At 43.5% G+C, this 14,615-nt stretch carries 13 protein-coding genes; 8 read left to right on the top strand and 5 right to left on the bottom strand.

What is annotated here, in order from left to right; translation table 11 throughout:
- Positions 1 to 264 precede the first annotated feature (264 nt).
- Positions 265 to 1,767, bottom strand: a complete 1,503-nt coding sequence (locus tag Q9R21_RS09750) for a PLP-dependent aminotransferase family protein (protein WP_071850689.1) — start codon at positions 1,765 to 1,767, stop codon at positions 265 to 267.
- A 328-nt stretch (positions 1,768 to 2,095) separates the two neighbouring features.
- On the opposite strand from Q9R21_RS09750, the gene Q9R21_RS09745 reads away from it, so the two are divergent.
- From Q9R21_RS09745 to Q9R21_RS09735, 3 genes are all read left to right on the top strand, one after another.
- Entirely contained in the window at positions 2,096 to 3,367 is a 1,272-nt protein-coding gene (locus Q9R21_RS09745; protein WP_311204373.1) for a Glu/Leu/Phe/Val dehydrogenase, read from the top strand.
- Positions 3,368 to 3,714: 347 nt separating this feature from the next.
- A complete protein-coding gene (gene gabT / locus Q9R21_RS09740) occupies positions 3,715 to 4,977 on the top strand; it encodes a 4-aminobutyrate--2-oxoglutarate transaminase (protein ID WP_311204354.1) in 1,263 nt (420 codons plus the stop codon).
- A gap of 16 nt (positions 4,978 to 4,993) precedes the next feature.
- Positions 4,994 to 6,442, top strand: coding sequence for an NAD-dependent succinate-semialdehyde dehydrogenase (locus tag Q9R21_RS09735; protein ID WP_311204353.1), 1,449 nt, complete (start codon positions 4,994 to 4,996; stop codon positions 6,440 to 6,442).
- Positions 6,443 to 6,646: 204 nt separating this feature from the next.
- On the opposite strand, the gene Q9R21_RS09730 is transcribed toward Q9R21_RS09735, so the two are convergent.
- The 3 genes from Q9R21_RS09730 to Q9R21_RS09720 form a co-directional block, all read right to left on the bottom strand.
- The gene (locus Q9R21_RS09730; protein ID WP_004280265.1) at positions 6,647 to 6,928 is read right to left on the bottom strand and encodes a helix-turn-helix domain-containing protein; all 282 of its coding nucleotides are present in this window, start codon (positions 6,926 to 6,928) and stop codon (positions 6,647 to 6,649) included.
- Positions 6,921 to 8,225 (bottom strand): HipA domain-containing protein, encoded by a 1,305-nt coding sequence (locus Q9R21_RS09725; protein WP_311204352.1) that lies wholly within the window; start codon positions 8,223 to 8,225, stop codon positions 6,921 to 6,923. Before Q9R21_RS09725 ends, Q9R21_RS09730 begins: the two co-directional genes overlap by 8 nt.
- A 314-nt stretch (positions 8,226 to 8,539) precedes the next feature.
- Positions 8,540 to 9,589: a Rieske 2Fe-2S domain-containing protein gene (locus Q9R21_RS09720; RefSeq protein ID WP_311204351.1), complete on the bottom strand. Its 1,050-nt coding sequence runs from the start codon at positions 9,587 to 9,589 to the stop codon at positions 8,540 to 8,542.
- 309 nt (positions 9,590 to 9,898) lie between these two features.
- On the opposite strand from Q9R21_RS09720, the gene puuE reads away from it, so the two are divergent.
- The 5 genes from puuE (at position 9,899) to Q9R21_RS09695 (ending at position 14,054) form a co-directional block, all read left to right on the top strand.
- Complete coding sequence (puuE, locus tag Q9R21_RS09715; protein WP_191112350.1) at positions 9,899 to 10,861, top strand: allantoinase PuuE; 963 nt, start codon at positions 9,899 to 9,901, stop codon at positions 10,859 to 10,861.
- A gap of 143 nt (positions 10,862 to 11,004) precedes the next feature.
- Positions 11,005 to 11,508 (top strand): 2-oxo-4-hydroxy-4-carboxy-5-ureidoimidazoline decarboxylase, encoded by a 504-nt coding sequence (gene uraD / locus Q9R21_RS09710; protein ID WP_005262968.1) that lies wholly within the window; start codon positions 11,005 to 11,007, stop codon positions 11,506 to 11,508.
- Positions 11,505 to 11,825: a hydroxyisourate hydrolase gene (gene uraH, locus Q9R21_RS09705; RefSeq protein WP_004280258.1), complete on the top strand. Its 321-nt coding sequence runs from the start codon at positions 11,505 to 11,507 to the stop codon at positions 11,823 to 11,825. Before uraD ends, uraH begins: the two co-directional genes overlap by 4 nt.
- A gap of 30 nt (positions 11,826 to 11,855) precedes the next feature.
- Complete coding sequence (locus Q9R21_RS09700) at positions 11,856 to 13,214, top strand: nucleobase:cation symporter-2 family protein (protein ID WP_213687251.1); 1,359 nt, start codon at positions 11,856 to 11,858, stop codon at positions 13,212 to 13,214.
- 126 nt (positions 13,215 to 13,340) lie between these two features.
- Positions 13,341 to 14,054: an outer membrane protein OmpK gene (locus Q9R21_RS09695; RefSeq protein ID WP_180087031.1), complete on the top strand. Its 714-nt coding sequence runs from the start codon at positions 13,341 to 13,343 to the stop codon at positions 14,052 to 14,054.
- A gap of 57 nt (positions 14,055 to 14,111) precedes the next feature.
- Here the strand turns inward: Q9R21_RS09695 and Q9R21_RS09690 are convergent, their stop codons facing one another.
- A complete protein-coding gene (locus Q9R21_RS09690) occupies positions 14,112 to 14,609 on the bottom strand; it encodes an ureidoglycolate lyase (protein WP_311204350.1) in 498 nt (165 codons plus the stop codon).
- Positions 14,610 to 14,615: the final 6 nt, after the last annotated feature.

Here is a 14,615-nt window from a genome sequence, read left to right as displayed (position 1 = left end):
GATCACACTTTGATTAAAGTACGGTTACATGCTGTTCATGTATGCAGTTAATTTCTCTTTTTTGTTGTAAAGTGACGAGAGCCATTTTTGAGCAATTCAAAGGAGCCAATTGGCTTAAGAGATAAAAAATATAAGCAGGCAATATTTACAGAAAAATAAAGCCTACCTAAAATATCAGGCTAAAGCAGGTTTTACTTTCCTTTTAAAAATAAATGAAAGCTTTTTGATTTTAAAAATATAATTGTATTGATCCCTGAGTTTTTACTAAGTTAAAGTGCGAATTCCATGCTCACGCAAGCACTTTAACAATATCCCGAAAGCCACCAGAATTTCCTGTTCACTCACACAGGCAAAACCCAGTAATAATCCTTTCTGCCGGGTGGAATAATGTTTGGTATAGTATTGCGATAAGGCTCTGACCTTGATTCCCAGTTCAAGCGCTTTGGATGCAATCAAGACATCATCACTGCTGCTCGGCAATTTTAAAATCAGATGTAAACCGGCGGCGGTATTGTATTCATGCAGAAAATCTTCACCTAAATGTCGGCGAATCAGGTCAATTAAAAAAGCATGGCGTTTGCCGTACAATAAACGCATCCGTCGGATATGCGCTTCATAATGTCCTTCACGGATAAATTCAGCCAGTGTTTGCTGATCGATTAAGTGACCACCACGATAAAGTTCCGAGGCCACAATTCGCAACGAAGAAAAGAGCTGTTTTGGTACCACTAAATAACCAATGCGCAGAGCTGGATAAATGGTCTTACTAAACGTCCCCATATAAATCACTGGAGAATCCGGCTCCAAACCTTGTAAAGAAGGATAAGGCTGGCCCGAGAACCTGAACTCGCTGTCATAATCATCTTCAACAATCCAGCTATTGTGCTGGCGTGCGAGTGCAATTAACTGTTTGCGCCGTTCTAAACTTAAATGTGAGCCCAAAGGATACTGATGCGACGGCGTCACAAAAATCAGTTTAGGTGGTTTCTTGGGATGCAGATCGGGAATAATCCCTTCCTGATCCACCGGTAAGGAACGTAGATTGACGCCATTAATTCGTAAAATATTACGCGCGCCCCAATAGGCCGGATCTTCGATCCAGACTTCATCGCCTATGTCGCTTAAAGTACGCGAGACTAAGTCAATTGCCTGATGGGTGCCTTCGGTAATAATGATCTGATCAGCATCGCACTGCACTGAACGGGCAATTTTCAGATATTCCGCTAGCTCCTGACGCAGTTCCAGGGAGCCACCGGCATTGCTGTAAATCAGGTTGTTGACTTGAGGTTCACGGCTCAAACGCGTTTGGATTTTGCTGAAAATATGATGCGGAAATTCGGTTACATCGGGTGCACCCGGTACAAAGGCTCCCCATTGATAAGGCGAAGCTGCGGAATAACCGAGCAAGTAGGAGCCGCGTTGCGACAGATTGTAATTTTGCTGCGCTTTTTTTTCCGGAATAGTAGGAGAATTCTGTTCTGCCTTCACCAAAAAGGATTCGGGTAATTTCTCTACTACCCAGGTACCTTGACCGGTACGGGCATCAACATAACCCTGTGCCTGTAATTGTTCATAGGCATTTAACACCGTATTACGTGATACCTGAATCTCTTTAGCCAGATCACGTGATGCAGGCAAGCGGGTTTTGGGAGCCAATACGCTATCAATAATCGCGTTACGCAAGCAGCGGAACAGGCGCATCTGTAATGTTCCTGTGACATCTTGCTGCAATCGCTGCAGTAAATAATCTCCAAGCAAGCTACGCAATTGGCTCTCTCCTACAAATTTGAAATGGCTCTCGTGAGAGCGGTATTGCTAGGTGCAAAATAGTCTGATCAGGCAGTCATTGTAAAGTGTCTTGTATGCGTTTTGATCATGTACCTGCGGCTTGAATGCGAGCATACAGGCGGGCAGGCAATATACACAGATACCGATTAAAACTAAAGCGGAAAATCTAGATACTGATTTTGTTTGGAGCTCGCTGAACTAAGACCTGAATCAAGCAATGATTGCCATAACAGCCGAATAGAGATGTGTTGCAGCCGCCAGGACATACGACTGCATATAACAAAAGGATCATAGAATGAACATGATGATGAAAGGATTGACCTATACCGAGCAAGGTACAACGGCCTGGAACAATTATCTTAAGCAACTGGATAAAGTAGCGCCTTATCTGGGTGAGCTGAGTGAACGACTGGACATGCTGCGACGCCCAAAGCGCAGTTTGATTGTCGATGTTCCGGTCATCATGGATGATGGTACGGTTCAGCATTTTGAAGGCTATCGTGTTCAGCACAATTTAACTCGCGGTCCAGGCAAAGGCGGCGTGCGTTTTCATCCAGATGTCAATTTAGATGAGGTGATGGCTCTGTCGGCCTGGATGACGATCAAATGTGCTGCTCTAAATTTACCTTTTGGCGGTGCCAAAGGCGGTGTGCGAGTTGATCCGAGCCAGCTTTCCAAGCGCGAACTGGAACGTTTGACCCGACGTTATACGGCAGAAATCAATTTAATTATTGGACCGCAAAAAGATATTCCGGCGCCGGATGTTGGAACCAATCCGCAAATCATGGCCTGGATGATGGATACGTTTTCCATGAATGCGGGTTCTACGATTACTGGTGTAGTGACCGGAAAGCCGGTTCATTTAGGGGGGTCTTTGGGCCGCAGTAAGGCTACAGGTCGCGGCGTATTTATTAGCGGACGTGAAGTTGCCCAGCAAATCGGTCTGGATTTAAAAGATGCCCGGGTCTGTGTACAGGGTTTCGGTAATGTCGGGAGTGAAGTTGCGCTGCTTTTCCAGGAAAATGGCAGCAAAGTGATCTGTGTTCAGGACCATTCTGCCACCCTGTATCAAGAAGAGGGGATTAATATTAAAAAGCTGCTTGAATACTCAAATACCCACCATAAAATTCAGGGATTTTCTACCAACGATGAAATTTCTGCATCAGCTTTCTGGACCATTCCCGCCGAAGTCTTTATTCCGGCAGCGCTGGAAGGTGTGATTAATACTCAGGTCGCGCAAAATATTCAGACCAAAATGATTCTAGAAGGTGCCAATGGTCCAACATTGACTGAGGCCGATGAAATTCTGAGTGAACGTCATATTACCGTGGTGCCAGACGTAATCTGCAATGCGGGTGGCGTGACGGTCAGCTATTTTGAATGGGTTCAGGATTTGGCCAGCTACTTCTGGACTGAGGAAGAGATTAACCAGCGTATGGATGCCAGCATGAAAAATGCGGTACAGGATGTATGGCAAAAAGCAGTTCAGGCCGGATGTTCTTTGCGTACAGCCGCTTATATTCTGGCTTGTGAACGTATTTTAATGGCACGTCAGGAACGCGGGATCTATCCGGGTTAATCGAAGTTTTTGCAACATGGATTAATTGATTAAACCGACTGGATTTAATCCATGATGACCTATCCTAAATTTTTGCAATGGATTTTTAAATTGGCTTCTTTATTTAAAAAGGAGCCAATTTTTATTAAAAATATAAATAACTGTTTATAAATAAAATAATTTTATATTTTGACTATTTTACTCGTTTTAAATAGACCAATTGGCTCCTTCCATCTGCTGCAAAGTGGCTCTCGTCTCATACGTATAAAAGCGCAAAATGAACCATATCAGCCAGTCTTTGGCAAATTTCTATCCCAAGATCCGGATAGCAAAATTTACAACGTATGAATCAAGAATGAGGATACAAAATGGACAGTAAACACTCAGCACTGAATGCACGTAAACAGCAGGCGACACCACGTGGTGTTGGGGTCATGTGTCAATGGTACGCAGAGAAAGCAGAAAACTCGACCATCTGGGATGCAGAAGGTAATCAATATATCGACTTTGCGGGCGGGATCGCCGTACTGAATACTGGCCATCGCCACCCTAAAATTATTGCTGCGGTCACTGAACAATTAACCAAATTTACCCATACAGCTTATCAGGTTGTACCATACGAGAGTTACATTGCTCTGGCAGAACGTATCAATGCACGCGCTCCCATCCAGGGTGCTGCAAAAACCTCATTCTTTTCGACTGGTGCTGAAGCTGTCGAAAATGCAGTTAAAATTGCCCGTGCCCATACTGGCCGTCATGGCATTGTGACTTTTGGTAATGGTTTTCATGGCCGTTCATTTATGACGATGGCCATGACCGGTAAAACTGCACCTTATAAACGCGACTTTGGGGTGATGCCTGGTGGTGTTTTCCATGCCCGTTACCCGGTGGAATCCAAAGGCATTAGCGTAGATGATGCAATGCAAAGCATCGAAGACATTTTCGCAGAAGATATTGCTGCGCATGACGTAGCAGCGATTGTGCTTGAGCCTGTACAAGGCGAAGGCGGATTTAATGTGGTGCCTGCAGAATTCCTGAAACGCTTGCGTGTACTATGCGATCAAAACGGCATTTTACTGATTGCTGATGAAGTACAGTCTGGCTTTGCGCGTACAGGTAAATTGTTTGCGATGGATTATTATGAGACCAAGCCAGATCTGATTACGATGGCAAAGAGTCTAGGCGGCGGTTTCCCGATCTCAGGCGTGGTAGGTCGTGCTGAAGTCATGGATGCACCAAATCCAGGTGGACTGGGCGGTACTTATGCAGGTAACCCGATTGCTGTTGCGGCTGCCCATGCGGTACTGGATATCATTCAAGAAGAAGGTCTTTGTGAAAGAGCGAATGATCTAGGCGCAGAACTGGTTGATGTTTTACATGAACTGAAAATGTCATCTAGCATGGTTAAAGATATTCGTGCACTGGGATCAATGGTGGCGGTTGAGCTTGAAACTGCGGAACAGGCAAAAGCTGTACAAAACCATGCCATGCAAAATGGTCTGTTAATCCTGACCTGCGGTCGTTATGGTAATGTAATCCGTTTCCTATACCCGCTCACGATTCCGGCAGAACAGTTCCGTGCGGGATTGGCTATCTTGAAACAAGGGTTTGCACTGTCTGTCGCAGCCTAATGAAAGAGTAATGATCATGCTTCAAGCACAATATAGAGATTTATTACAGCATCCTGATATCAGCTTCGATCAGCCTGCCACGGGTGAATATATTGAAGTCAAAGATGCAGCAACTCAAGCCACTTTGGCCTGGGTGAAATCCCATAACCGTGCATCTGTAGAACAGCTGATTGCTCGTTCTCAGCAAGCACAGAAAGCCTGGAAAGCCAAGACAGCACTTGAACGTGCAGATGTGCTTTGGGCCTGGTTTGATCTAATGCAGGAAAATAAAGAGTCCCTGGCTCAGATTCTGACTGCTGAACAGGGCAAGCCACTGGCTGAGGCGCGTGGTGAAATTGGTTATGCCGCTTCCTTTATCCGCTGGTTTGCCGAGCAGGCACGCCGTATTGATGGTGACGTGTTGACGCCAACGCTTGCCCATCAACGTTTATTAGTTATCAAACAGGCAATTGGGGTAACAGCGGCCATCACGCCATGGAATTTTCCGGCGGCGATGATTACCCGTAAAGCCGCGCCAGCTCTGGCTGCTGGCTGTTCCATGCTGGTTAAACCGGCTGAACAAACGCCTTTAACCGCCTATGCACTTGAGGTTTTGGCCTTGCGCGCAGGATTACGACAAGATGTATTGCTGCATGTCAGTGGTGATGCGGTTGAAGTGGGTCAGGTCTTATGTGAAAGCGAAACCGTGAAAAAGTTAAGCTTTACCGGTTCAACTCAAGTCGGTCGTATCCTGATGCAACAATGTGCGCCGACCATCAAAAAACTCTCCTTAGAACTTGGTGGCAATGCACCGGTTCTGGTCTTTGATGACGCCAATCTTGAACAGGCTGTACAGGGCATCATGGCGAGTAAATTCCGGAACAGTGGACAGACCTGTGTGTGTGCGAACCGGATTTATGTACAAGATGGCATTTATGATGCGCTGGTAGAAAAACTGGTGGCTGCCGTTGCCAAACTAAAAGTCGGTGATGGCCGTGATGAAGCTTCTACCCAAGGTCCATTAATTGATGAGGCTGCAATTGAAAAAGTGCAGTCACATATTGCCGATGCATTGAGCAAAGGTGCACAGGTGAAAACCGGTGGACAGCGCTCAAGTCTGGGCGGTACATTCTTCGAGCCAACACTTCTGACTGAAGTCACCCAGCAGATGCGTATAGCAAAAGAAGAAACTTTTGGACCATTGGCACCGCTGTTCCGCTTCAAGACTGAAGAAGAAGCGATTCAGATGGCGAACGATACAGAATTCGGTCTGGCCACGTATGTATTTACCCAAAGCACAGCACGTCAGTGGCGTGTAGGCGAAGCCTTAGAATACGGCATGGTGGGAATCAATACCGGAGCCATCTCTAATGAAGTTGCCCCGTTTGGTGGAGTCAAGCAATCAGGGTTAGGCCGTGAAGGGTCTAAATTCGGTATGGATGAATACCTTGAAATGAAATATCTCTGTGTTGATATTTCTTCATAATGATGTTTAAAAAGTAAACTTATTCATTAAAAAACTGATGAGAAAATATCAGCCTCCAGTGAATCCCGTGTTTAATTTAAACCGGGATTCCTGCGATGGAGCAAGGACTCAATAAACAGATTGGAGGAGGGCATATTTTCAGTTGTTAAGTCATTCTTCTTCTCTAAAATTCCCCTAAATATCAATTAAAGCATCAGATTATCATCAGGATTTAACCCTGATTTCTAACTTTAAACCAAAAGCATCCAGTAATTTCTGCATAGACTTGAGTGTTGGATTGCCTTCAGGTTGTTCCATTTTCTGTAGAGTCTGGGGAGCAATCTTGGTAATTTTAGCCATATCGTTGAGTGTGAGGTGCAACTCGGTACGAATGAAGCGAGCAACCTGATGAAAAGGCCAGTCAGGATTGTTACTGACGGTTTCAAGTACAGACAATCTCTTTTGCATCTGTTGAATCGGAGTCAGTGGCTTGAAGCGTTTATCCATAATTCAGCTCCTCCAATTGTTGGCAAATATTATCAATTCGATACTGGCTATTTTCCAGAATTTCAGGTGCCAATTGCAGATACTGCATGTGCTCGAGTAATCCCTGATAAAGTGGTAATTGTTCGATTAACACCGCTTTGATTTCTTTTGGATCAATCATCGTGCTTTCGGCAATCTGTTCAATGACTGAATGCCAAATTGGCATACCACCATGATCATCTCGCTCCCAACGCGTAGTTCGGGCAATACCATCTGGATGTAGCCACATCGGCGCAAAATCAAATAATGGGGTTAGTCGAATGATTCCATTATTGAAACGTTGAATCGCTGTATTACGGGTATGATTGTCCTTATTGCCTAAAGCGACATTGGCAAGATCACGCTTCAAATATTCAAAGATTTCCTGTTTTGGTTCAGTACAGCATTGCATCAGCAGGCTACAGATCTGGTTATGGGTCATTCTTACCCCAAAACCTGCTTTTCCTCCCAGAGAAGCAATACTTTCCTGAGCGATTCTTTCAACCTTCCCATCAATGACTTTACGGTCGAATCGGGGAATGAATAAAGTCTTGCCATGCAGCTCCAGTTCCTGATGAACACGAAGTCCCAGATACTGGGCAATTTTCATATATAAGGCTTCATGCATCAAAATTTTATCTAAATTCTGATCGCTGCCACGGCTGAATTTCACCAGCCAATGCTGCTTGACCTGATGATCTGTCAGCGTGTGATCCAGATAGAACAGGTCATCATGACCTTGAGTCAGCAGTAATTTTGGCCACTCGCCCTGAATACCAGAAGAGCCGGCAATAAAAAGTCCATAAGAGGCTAAGGATTCAATAAATTTTTCTTGACGTTCTACGACTTGGTCCAGACTAAAGCCATGATTCTGCTGAACAGGGAATTGCCCCTGTAGCCATTCATAAGCCTCTTTCACCCGTAAGTTACCTATCGGATTGCCTGCACCTGCTTTTAAAAGCGCCCAGTCTGCTTGTTCCTGAGTATTTTCAGAAAAATTAAGCTGACGGAGTAATTCTTTACGACCATAACCTTGAGGTAACAAATCCATCAGGAAGGCCGGCCAGGTAGATTGCAATGTATTTTGCACATTTACCGGTAAATGATAGGCTAGCGCATGCCCATCGCTTAAATCCATATAAGAAATAGCATATTCAAACAGATATGATGTTCGCGTGGCTGCTTGCCATCCAGTCTGTTGTTGACCGACAATCTCAACAATAGCGCAATCAAGCCATTCATCTTCCTGATAAATCTGCAGTGTGCAATATTGATCCATAATCCTATTAAAATAGTAAAGTAAGGTGATTTTATTTATTATATACCTATTTTAATAAAAAACTAATTTTATCTTCTAAAAGTTCTTTACCATTCTAAAAGGCCTTATCTTCACTAGAATACAAGACCCATGAGGCTATATAACAAGATGTATCCTGATAGAAATCACGATATAACCCAATTCATCCAAAAATAAGTTTGGCTAAAGACCTACATCGACATATAGCTTATAAATTTAATAATCCTGTAATTTTTTAAATATCTGGGGATATCTAGCCCTTACTACCTATAACTGCTTTTCTTTTGAATAAAATTTTAAGCAGCAAATAAAGGACTAAATCCCCGTTTGCGTAGTAATTTTCGGTACATGCTTGAACTCCGATCTGCCGGAAAATGCGCTTCTAAAGATAAATCCAGAGGTAAATATTCAGGTTTCTGATTTTCTACAATCACACGATCTTCCTCGAAAATTTTCATATTGAATGCATAGGCATCTTCAACCGGTAAATCTTTATCATAATTGCGGCAAATAGGCGCAAAAAGTCGTGTTGAACGTGCAGTCATCGGTGAAGCCGCATTCATGATGACCTGCTTGGCATCATTCGGAAAATGAATCGTAAGGGTTGCAGTAAAGGGTAGGCTCACTTCAAAATGACGTAACCATTTAAAATCTTCCTGGCCACGCTGCTCTGTTCCGATCGGATAACGTCCCACACTACTGATATAATCTGCATTAAAACCAACATCCGTTTCTGTCGTACTGTAATCAGGAACTTCTACATCCTCCGGATCACCAAAAGTATCGGGATGCACCCAGGCAAAATGTGCCACATCAATAAAACCTTCGAGCTGTCTTCCTGCAAAACATTGAATGTCTATCTGAGGGCAGACCAGTTGCTGATACTCAGCATCATCCCAAAAAGGCATATGAGGAATATGAGGTTCTGCATCCTTTTCAGCGCTTAACGAACACCAGATCAGACCATATTTTTCTACCGCAGCATAAGTTTTTAGATGGAAGCGCTCCGATATTTTATGCTGAGGATGTGCAGGAATACGGTTACATTTACCTTCACTGCCAAAGCGTAAACCGTGATAACGACACACCACGCCTTGGCCGTCATTTTTTCCCAAGCTTAAAGGTACACCGCGATGCGGACATGCATCTTTCGCCACCACCAGTTCATCGTTCATTTTATAAATCACCAGCGGCATATCAAGCAGCATACTACTTGTTGGCTGATCTGTAATATCACGCGCAAGTGCAATCGGATACCAGTACTGAGCCAAAAGATGCCAGTCATGTTCCTCGAATGTCATATGGACGGGTAAGTCGGGACTAAACGTGGCGATATTTGTATTCATAATGGATTCTGTGTCGTGACCTTTAGCTGGACTATAAAACAGCAAGGTGTTCTATGAAATTTCAATTAACAGGATATAGGATTGCGTAAATCAGAACACTGACCAGCGATTAAAAACAAAATAAGCAACTTTCCAGGTTTTTTATGTTCAACTACGCAAATATTGAGATGGGATATTTCTAAGCTTAAATCTCGCTGAAAATATTTTTTAAAAAGCGTGCTCTCAATTTCAATGCTCTACTTTGGCGCATAAATTGCTTATCACGCGTATAGACCATTGATCATTTACTAGAATCGACAAGGAATTGATGTGACGACTAGCTACTTACGCGGACAAGAACTTATCGAGAGCATTCGCAGTGCACCTTATTCGCGTGACCTGATTGGTTATCATGGCGAACTACCAAAAGTGCAATGGCCAAACGGCGCGCGTGTCGCGGTACAGTTTGTGCTGAATTATGAAGAAGGTGGTGAAAACCACATTGAACATGGTGATACGGGATCAGAACAGTTTTTATCTGAAATTATTGGTGCTGCCAGCTTTCCAGACAAACATATGTCGATGGATTCGATGTACGAATATGGTTCACGTGCTGGCTTCTGGCGGATTCATCAGGAGTTCCAGAAACGTGGTTTGCCGATGACTATCTTTGGGGTCGGCATGGCATTGGTACGTAATCCTTATGTGGTAGAGGCGATTAAATCAGCTCATTATGATGTCGTTTCACATGGTCAGCGCTGGCTACATTATCAGGACATGCCGATTGAAATGGAACGCCAATATATGGATCAGGCGGTCAGCGTTCTGGAAAGCCTGTTTGGTGAAGCACCGATCGGCTGGTATACCGGTCGGGACAGTCCGAATACCCGTCAACTTCTGGCTGATTTTCCTCAAATCAAATATGATGCTGATTACTATGGGGATGACTTGCCATTTTGGAGCACCTTGACCAATCAGGCAGGGGAAACACGTTCGCATTTGATTATTCCTTATAGCCTGGATAGCAATGACATGAAATTCAGTTCACCTGGCGGTTTTAATAGCGGGGAACAGTTTTATCAATATCTCAAAGATGCTTTTGATGTGCTCTATGCCGAAGGCGAAACTGCGCCAAAAATGCTGTCGATTGGCATGCACTGCCGTATTTTAGGACGGCCGGGACGTTTTAAAGCTCTACAAAAGTTCCTGGACTACATTCAAAATCATGACAAGGTCTGGATTTGCCGTCGTGGGGATATTGCCGAGCACTGGTATAACCATCATGCGCCATAATCATAAAATATATTGGAAAAGATCAGTTTAGATGCTCTTTTTTGAGTCATGTACTTTATAAAAATAACAAACACATCAGCTTTGGCACTGTTATTGCAAAACCAGTTTTAAATAACCAAGCAATATAAACAGGCGATTGAATAGTGCAACTTGTTGAATTTAATCAAGCATCAGCAGAAGATGCGATGATCTTTTTAAAGCACTGTGTGCAAATACCCAGCTGGTCGACCGAGCTTGCCGCAAAACGTCCTTATGCATCGCTTGAGGATGTTTTGAGTGCAGCGAACCAACAGGCGGCGACCTGGAGTTGGGATGAGATTAAAACTGCACTGGATAATCATCCCCGTATAGGTGAAAAACAGGCACAGGCTGAATTAAGTGAAATAGAAAAAGACTTTTCCCATCGTGAGCAATCCGGCATTACAGCAGATGACGATACCCAGCTCGCGCTGCTTAAAGGCAATCTTGCCTATGAAAAAAAATATGGGTTTATCTTTCTGATCAAAGCTGCTGGATTGAGCAGTGAAGACGTCCTTCAAGCCCTGAACTATCGTTTGCTAAATGATCCAGAGATTGAGAAACGTATTGTCCATCATCAACTGGCAGAAATTGCCTTGTCACGACTGGCTCAGGAGCTTCATGCATGATTAGCACGCATATTTTAGATACACATCTGGGAAAACCTGCGACAGACGTGGTGGTACGACTTTTTGCTGAAGACGGTCGCTTGCTTGCTGAGACAAAAACCAATACAGACGGTCGCGTCAGTGATTTTGGCATAGTCGATTTAAAAACAGGTATCTATAGTCTTGAGTTTTTTACATCTGCTTATTTTGAAGGTTTGGGTTTAGAAACTTTTTTTCCTAAAGCAGTTATTCATTTTTATGTGAAAGATGCATTCCAGCATTTTCATATTCCTTTACTGATCAGCCCATTCGCGTACTCCACATATCGCGGAAGCTGATTTTATATTTAGACTTTGAGGGTGAGAAAAATGACAGAACAAAGTAAAACAATATCACCTGAACATGAATATTTAGGTGCGGGGAAAAGTGCAGCTTATGGTTTGCAACACGTACTGACCATGTATGGTGGAATTATTGCACCACCTTTAATCGTGGGAACAGCAGCCGGCCTAGAAGCTTATCAAATTGGATTATTGATTGCGGCGGCGCTATTTGTCGGTGGTTTAGCCACAATTTTGCAAACCGTTGGGGTGAAATATATCGGTGCAAAACTACCTTTGGTGCAAGGGGTTTCTTTTGCCGGTGTCGCAACGATGGTGGCGATTGTGACTACAGGCGGTGGTTTGCAAGCCGTCTACGGTGCAGTCATTGTCGCATCATTGATCGGTTTTTTCCTCGCACCTTATTTTTCCAAAATTATCCGTTTCTTTCCACCAGTCGTGACCGGTTGCGTCATTACTATCATTGGTTTGTCTTTATTGCCGGTGGCAGTCCGCTGGATGATGGGCGGCAATCCCAAGGCACCAGAATGGGGAAGTGTCGAGAATATTGGTCTGGCATTGATGACCTTGGCTTTAGTAATTTGCCTGAATTTGAGCCGACAGGCCGCTATCCGTCGCTTGTCTATTCTTCTAGCAATTGTTTTAGGTTCAGTACTGGCCTATTTATTCGGTTTTGGTGATTTCTCTAAAGTTGCGACTGGGACATGGATTCAGGTACCTAGCTTCTTCGCCTTTGGACTACCGACTTTTGAGCTCACAGCCATTATTTCCATGCTCATCGTTACTCTCGTGATTATGACCGAAACCACAGCAGATATCATTGCAGTGGGTGAGATTGTAGGTACCAAAGTGGATGCGGATCGTATCTCGAATGGCTTGCGTGCCGATATGTTATCGAGTGCGATGGCGCCTGTTTTTGGGTCATTCATGCAAAGTGCTTTTGCGCAAAATGTCGGCTTGGTGGCGATTACCGGAATTAAAAGCCGCTTTGTGGTCGCAGCTGGGGGCATGATTTTAGTCGTGTTGGGTTTACTGCCAATTATGGGACGTTTGATTGCTGCCATTCCTGTACCGGTATTAGGTGGTGCAGGTCTGGTACTTTTTGGAACAGTCGCTGCAAGCGGGATTCGTACCTTGGCTAAAATTGATTATAACGAGCAAAAAAATCTTATCATTGTTGCGACGGCTATTGCAGCCGGCATGATTCCCATTATTGATCATTCCTTTTATGCCAACTTTCCAAAATGGGTGCAAACCTTGTTTCATTCGGGGATTAGCTCAACCTGCTTAATGGCCATTTTACTCAACCTGTTGTTCAATCATCTGAACCTATTTAAAAATAAAAGCACAGCGACTACAGAAATTGTGGCAAAGATTCCACATTAGAAAATTTAAACCAGGATGAAAACAGTCCAGAAAATGGGCTGTTTTTTTATCAAAAATTAAAAATGTTGGCTTTGTTTTTGCTTAATTCAGAATGTGATTCTTTCATTCCATTGGGGACCCTTATTTATGAAATTCACTCAACTTACTGCTGCAACATTACTTGTATTGGGTGCGGCATCCGCACAGGCAAAACCGATCTGGCAAGACTTCAGTGTCACCGGACTTTATGGAGAAAACTATGAGGTGGTCGATGAGAAACAGGCGACTGCGACCTTTGAATATACGGCAAAAGTAAAATATGCAGATGTCTTCTTCTTCATTGACCGTATGCGCGGTGCAGATGACTTTAAATCAAGTTATTTTGAATTTTCACCACGTTTGAGCTTGGGTGAAGTGTCGGGTCAGAAGCTTGCCTTTGGTCCGGTTAAAGATGTACTGGTTTCAACGACCTGGGAAGGTGGAGAGGGTTTTGATAACTTCCTGTACGGCGTAGGTTTCGATCTGGATATTCCATATTTCCGTTATGCCAGCATTAACCTTTATCGCGTGAATAATGAGAATATTGATGATGATTACCAGTTGACACTGACCTATGGCGTGCCAATTAAACTGGGAACTGAAGAATTTCTGGTGGATGGCTTCTTGGACTGGTCAACAGAAGAGGATGATCATGACAGCGAGATGAACTGGACCACCCAATGGAAATGGAATGTCGGTAAACACATTTCTCCAGAAACCAATTTATATCTGGGAATTGAACATTCTATCTGGAACAACAAATTCGGTATCCCAAATGCCGATGAAAATAATGTCAGTGCTTTAGTGAAATATCACTTCTAGGCAAAGTGATGAAGAAATAAGTTAAAAGCCCTGATAAAAGGGCTTTTTTTAATGCGTTTAAAATACGATCTGGATGTTTTCAGGAAAAGGATGAACATCACAATTTGATCCGCTACCTATACGATCCACTACGACAAACTCGCTGGGTGCTTCAAGGGTCAATAATGGATGATGCCAGGTTCCGGCACGATAATTTATCCCTTGAGAACCATCACTGATAAATACCTGAATCTGACTAATATCGGGCTGTGTATAATCAAGTTCAGGCGCTACAACGATTAAAAATTGCTGGCCGTGCATCGGAATAAAAGCCTGTGATCCTAGAGGATGCCTTTCCAGCATTAAGATTTGAAAAGGAATTGCCGTAGCTTGCATATTTCTAAAAATACTCAGTCCAACCTTGGCATCACTTTCTACTTCAGACAGGGCATGATAACGCTCAGTCTGCTGCTCATTGATATGAAAATAATGATTACCCTGACAGGCAATGACTTCTCCAAAAGGCAGAAAATTTTCCGTGCTTAAAGACTGTATTTTTATGCTTTGCATAGACATATCATT

The sequence above is a fragment of the Acinetobacter sp. RG5 genome (assembly GCF_031844265.1).
Classification (GTDB): Bacteria; Pseudomonadota; Gammaproteobacteria; order Pseudomonadales; family Moraxellaceae; genus Acinetobacter.
Note: the sequence above shows the minus strand (reverse complement) of the source record. Positions and strands in the feature narration are given on the sequence as shown.

Bases quoted from the DNA above. Each gene is read 5' to 3' on its own strand.
- Q9R21_RS09745 (WP_311204373.1), top strand. From the start codon at position 2,096: ATGAAAGGATTGACCTATACCGAGCAAGGTACAACGGCCTGGAACAAT.
- gabT (WP_311204354.1), top strand. From the start codon at position 3,715: ATGGACAGTAAACACTCAGCACTGAATGCACGTAAACAGCAGGCGACA.
- Q9R21_RS09735 (WP_311204353.1), top strand. From the start codon at position 4,994: ATGCTTCAAGCACAATATAGAGATTTATTACAGCATCCTGATATCAGC.
- Q9R21_RS09730 (WP_004280265.1), bottom strand. From the start codon at position 6,928: ATGGATAAACGCTTCAAGCCACTGACTCCGATTCAACAGATGCAAAAG.
- Q9R21_RS09725 (WP_311204352.1), bottom strand. From the start codon at position 8,225: ATGGATCAATATTGCACACTGCAGATTTATCAGGAAGATGAATGGCTT.
- Q9R21_RS09720 (WP_311204351.1), bottom strand. From the start codon at position 9,589: ATGAATACAAATATCGCCACGTTTAGTCCCGACTTACCCGTCCATATG.
- uraH (WP_004280258.1), top strand. From the start codon at position 11,505: ATGATTAGCACGCATATTTTAGATACACATCTGGGAAAACCTGCGACA.
- Q9R21_RS09700 (WP_213687251.1), top strand. From the start codon at position 11,856: ATGACAGAACAAAGTAAAACAATATCACCTGAACATGAATATTTAGGT.
- Q9R21_RS09695 (WP_180087031.1), top strand. From the start codon at position 13,341: ATGAAATTCACTCAACTTACTGCTGCAACATTACTTGTATTGGGTGCG.
- Q9R21_RS09690 (WP_311204350.1), bottom strand. From the start codon at position 14,609: ATGTCTATGCAAAGCATAAAAATACAGTCTTTAAGCACGGAAAATTTT.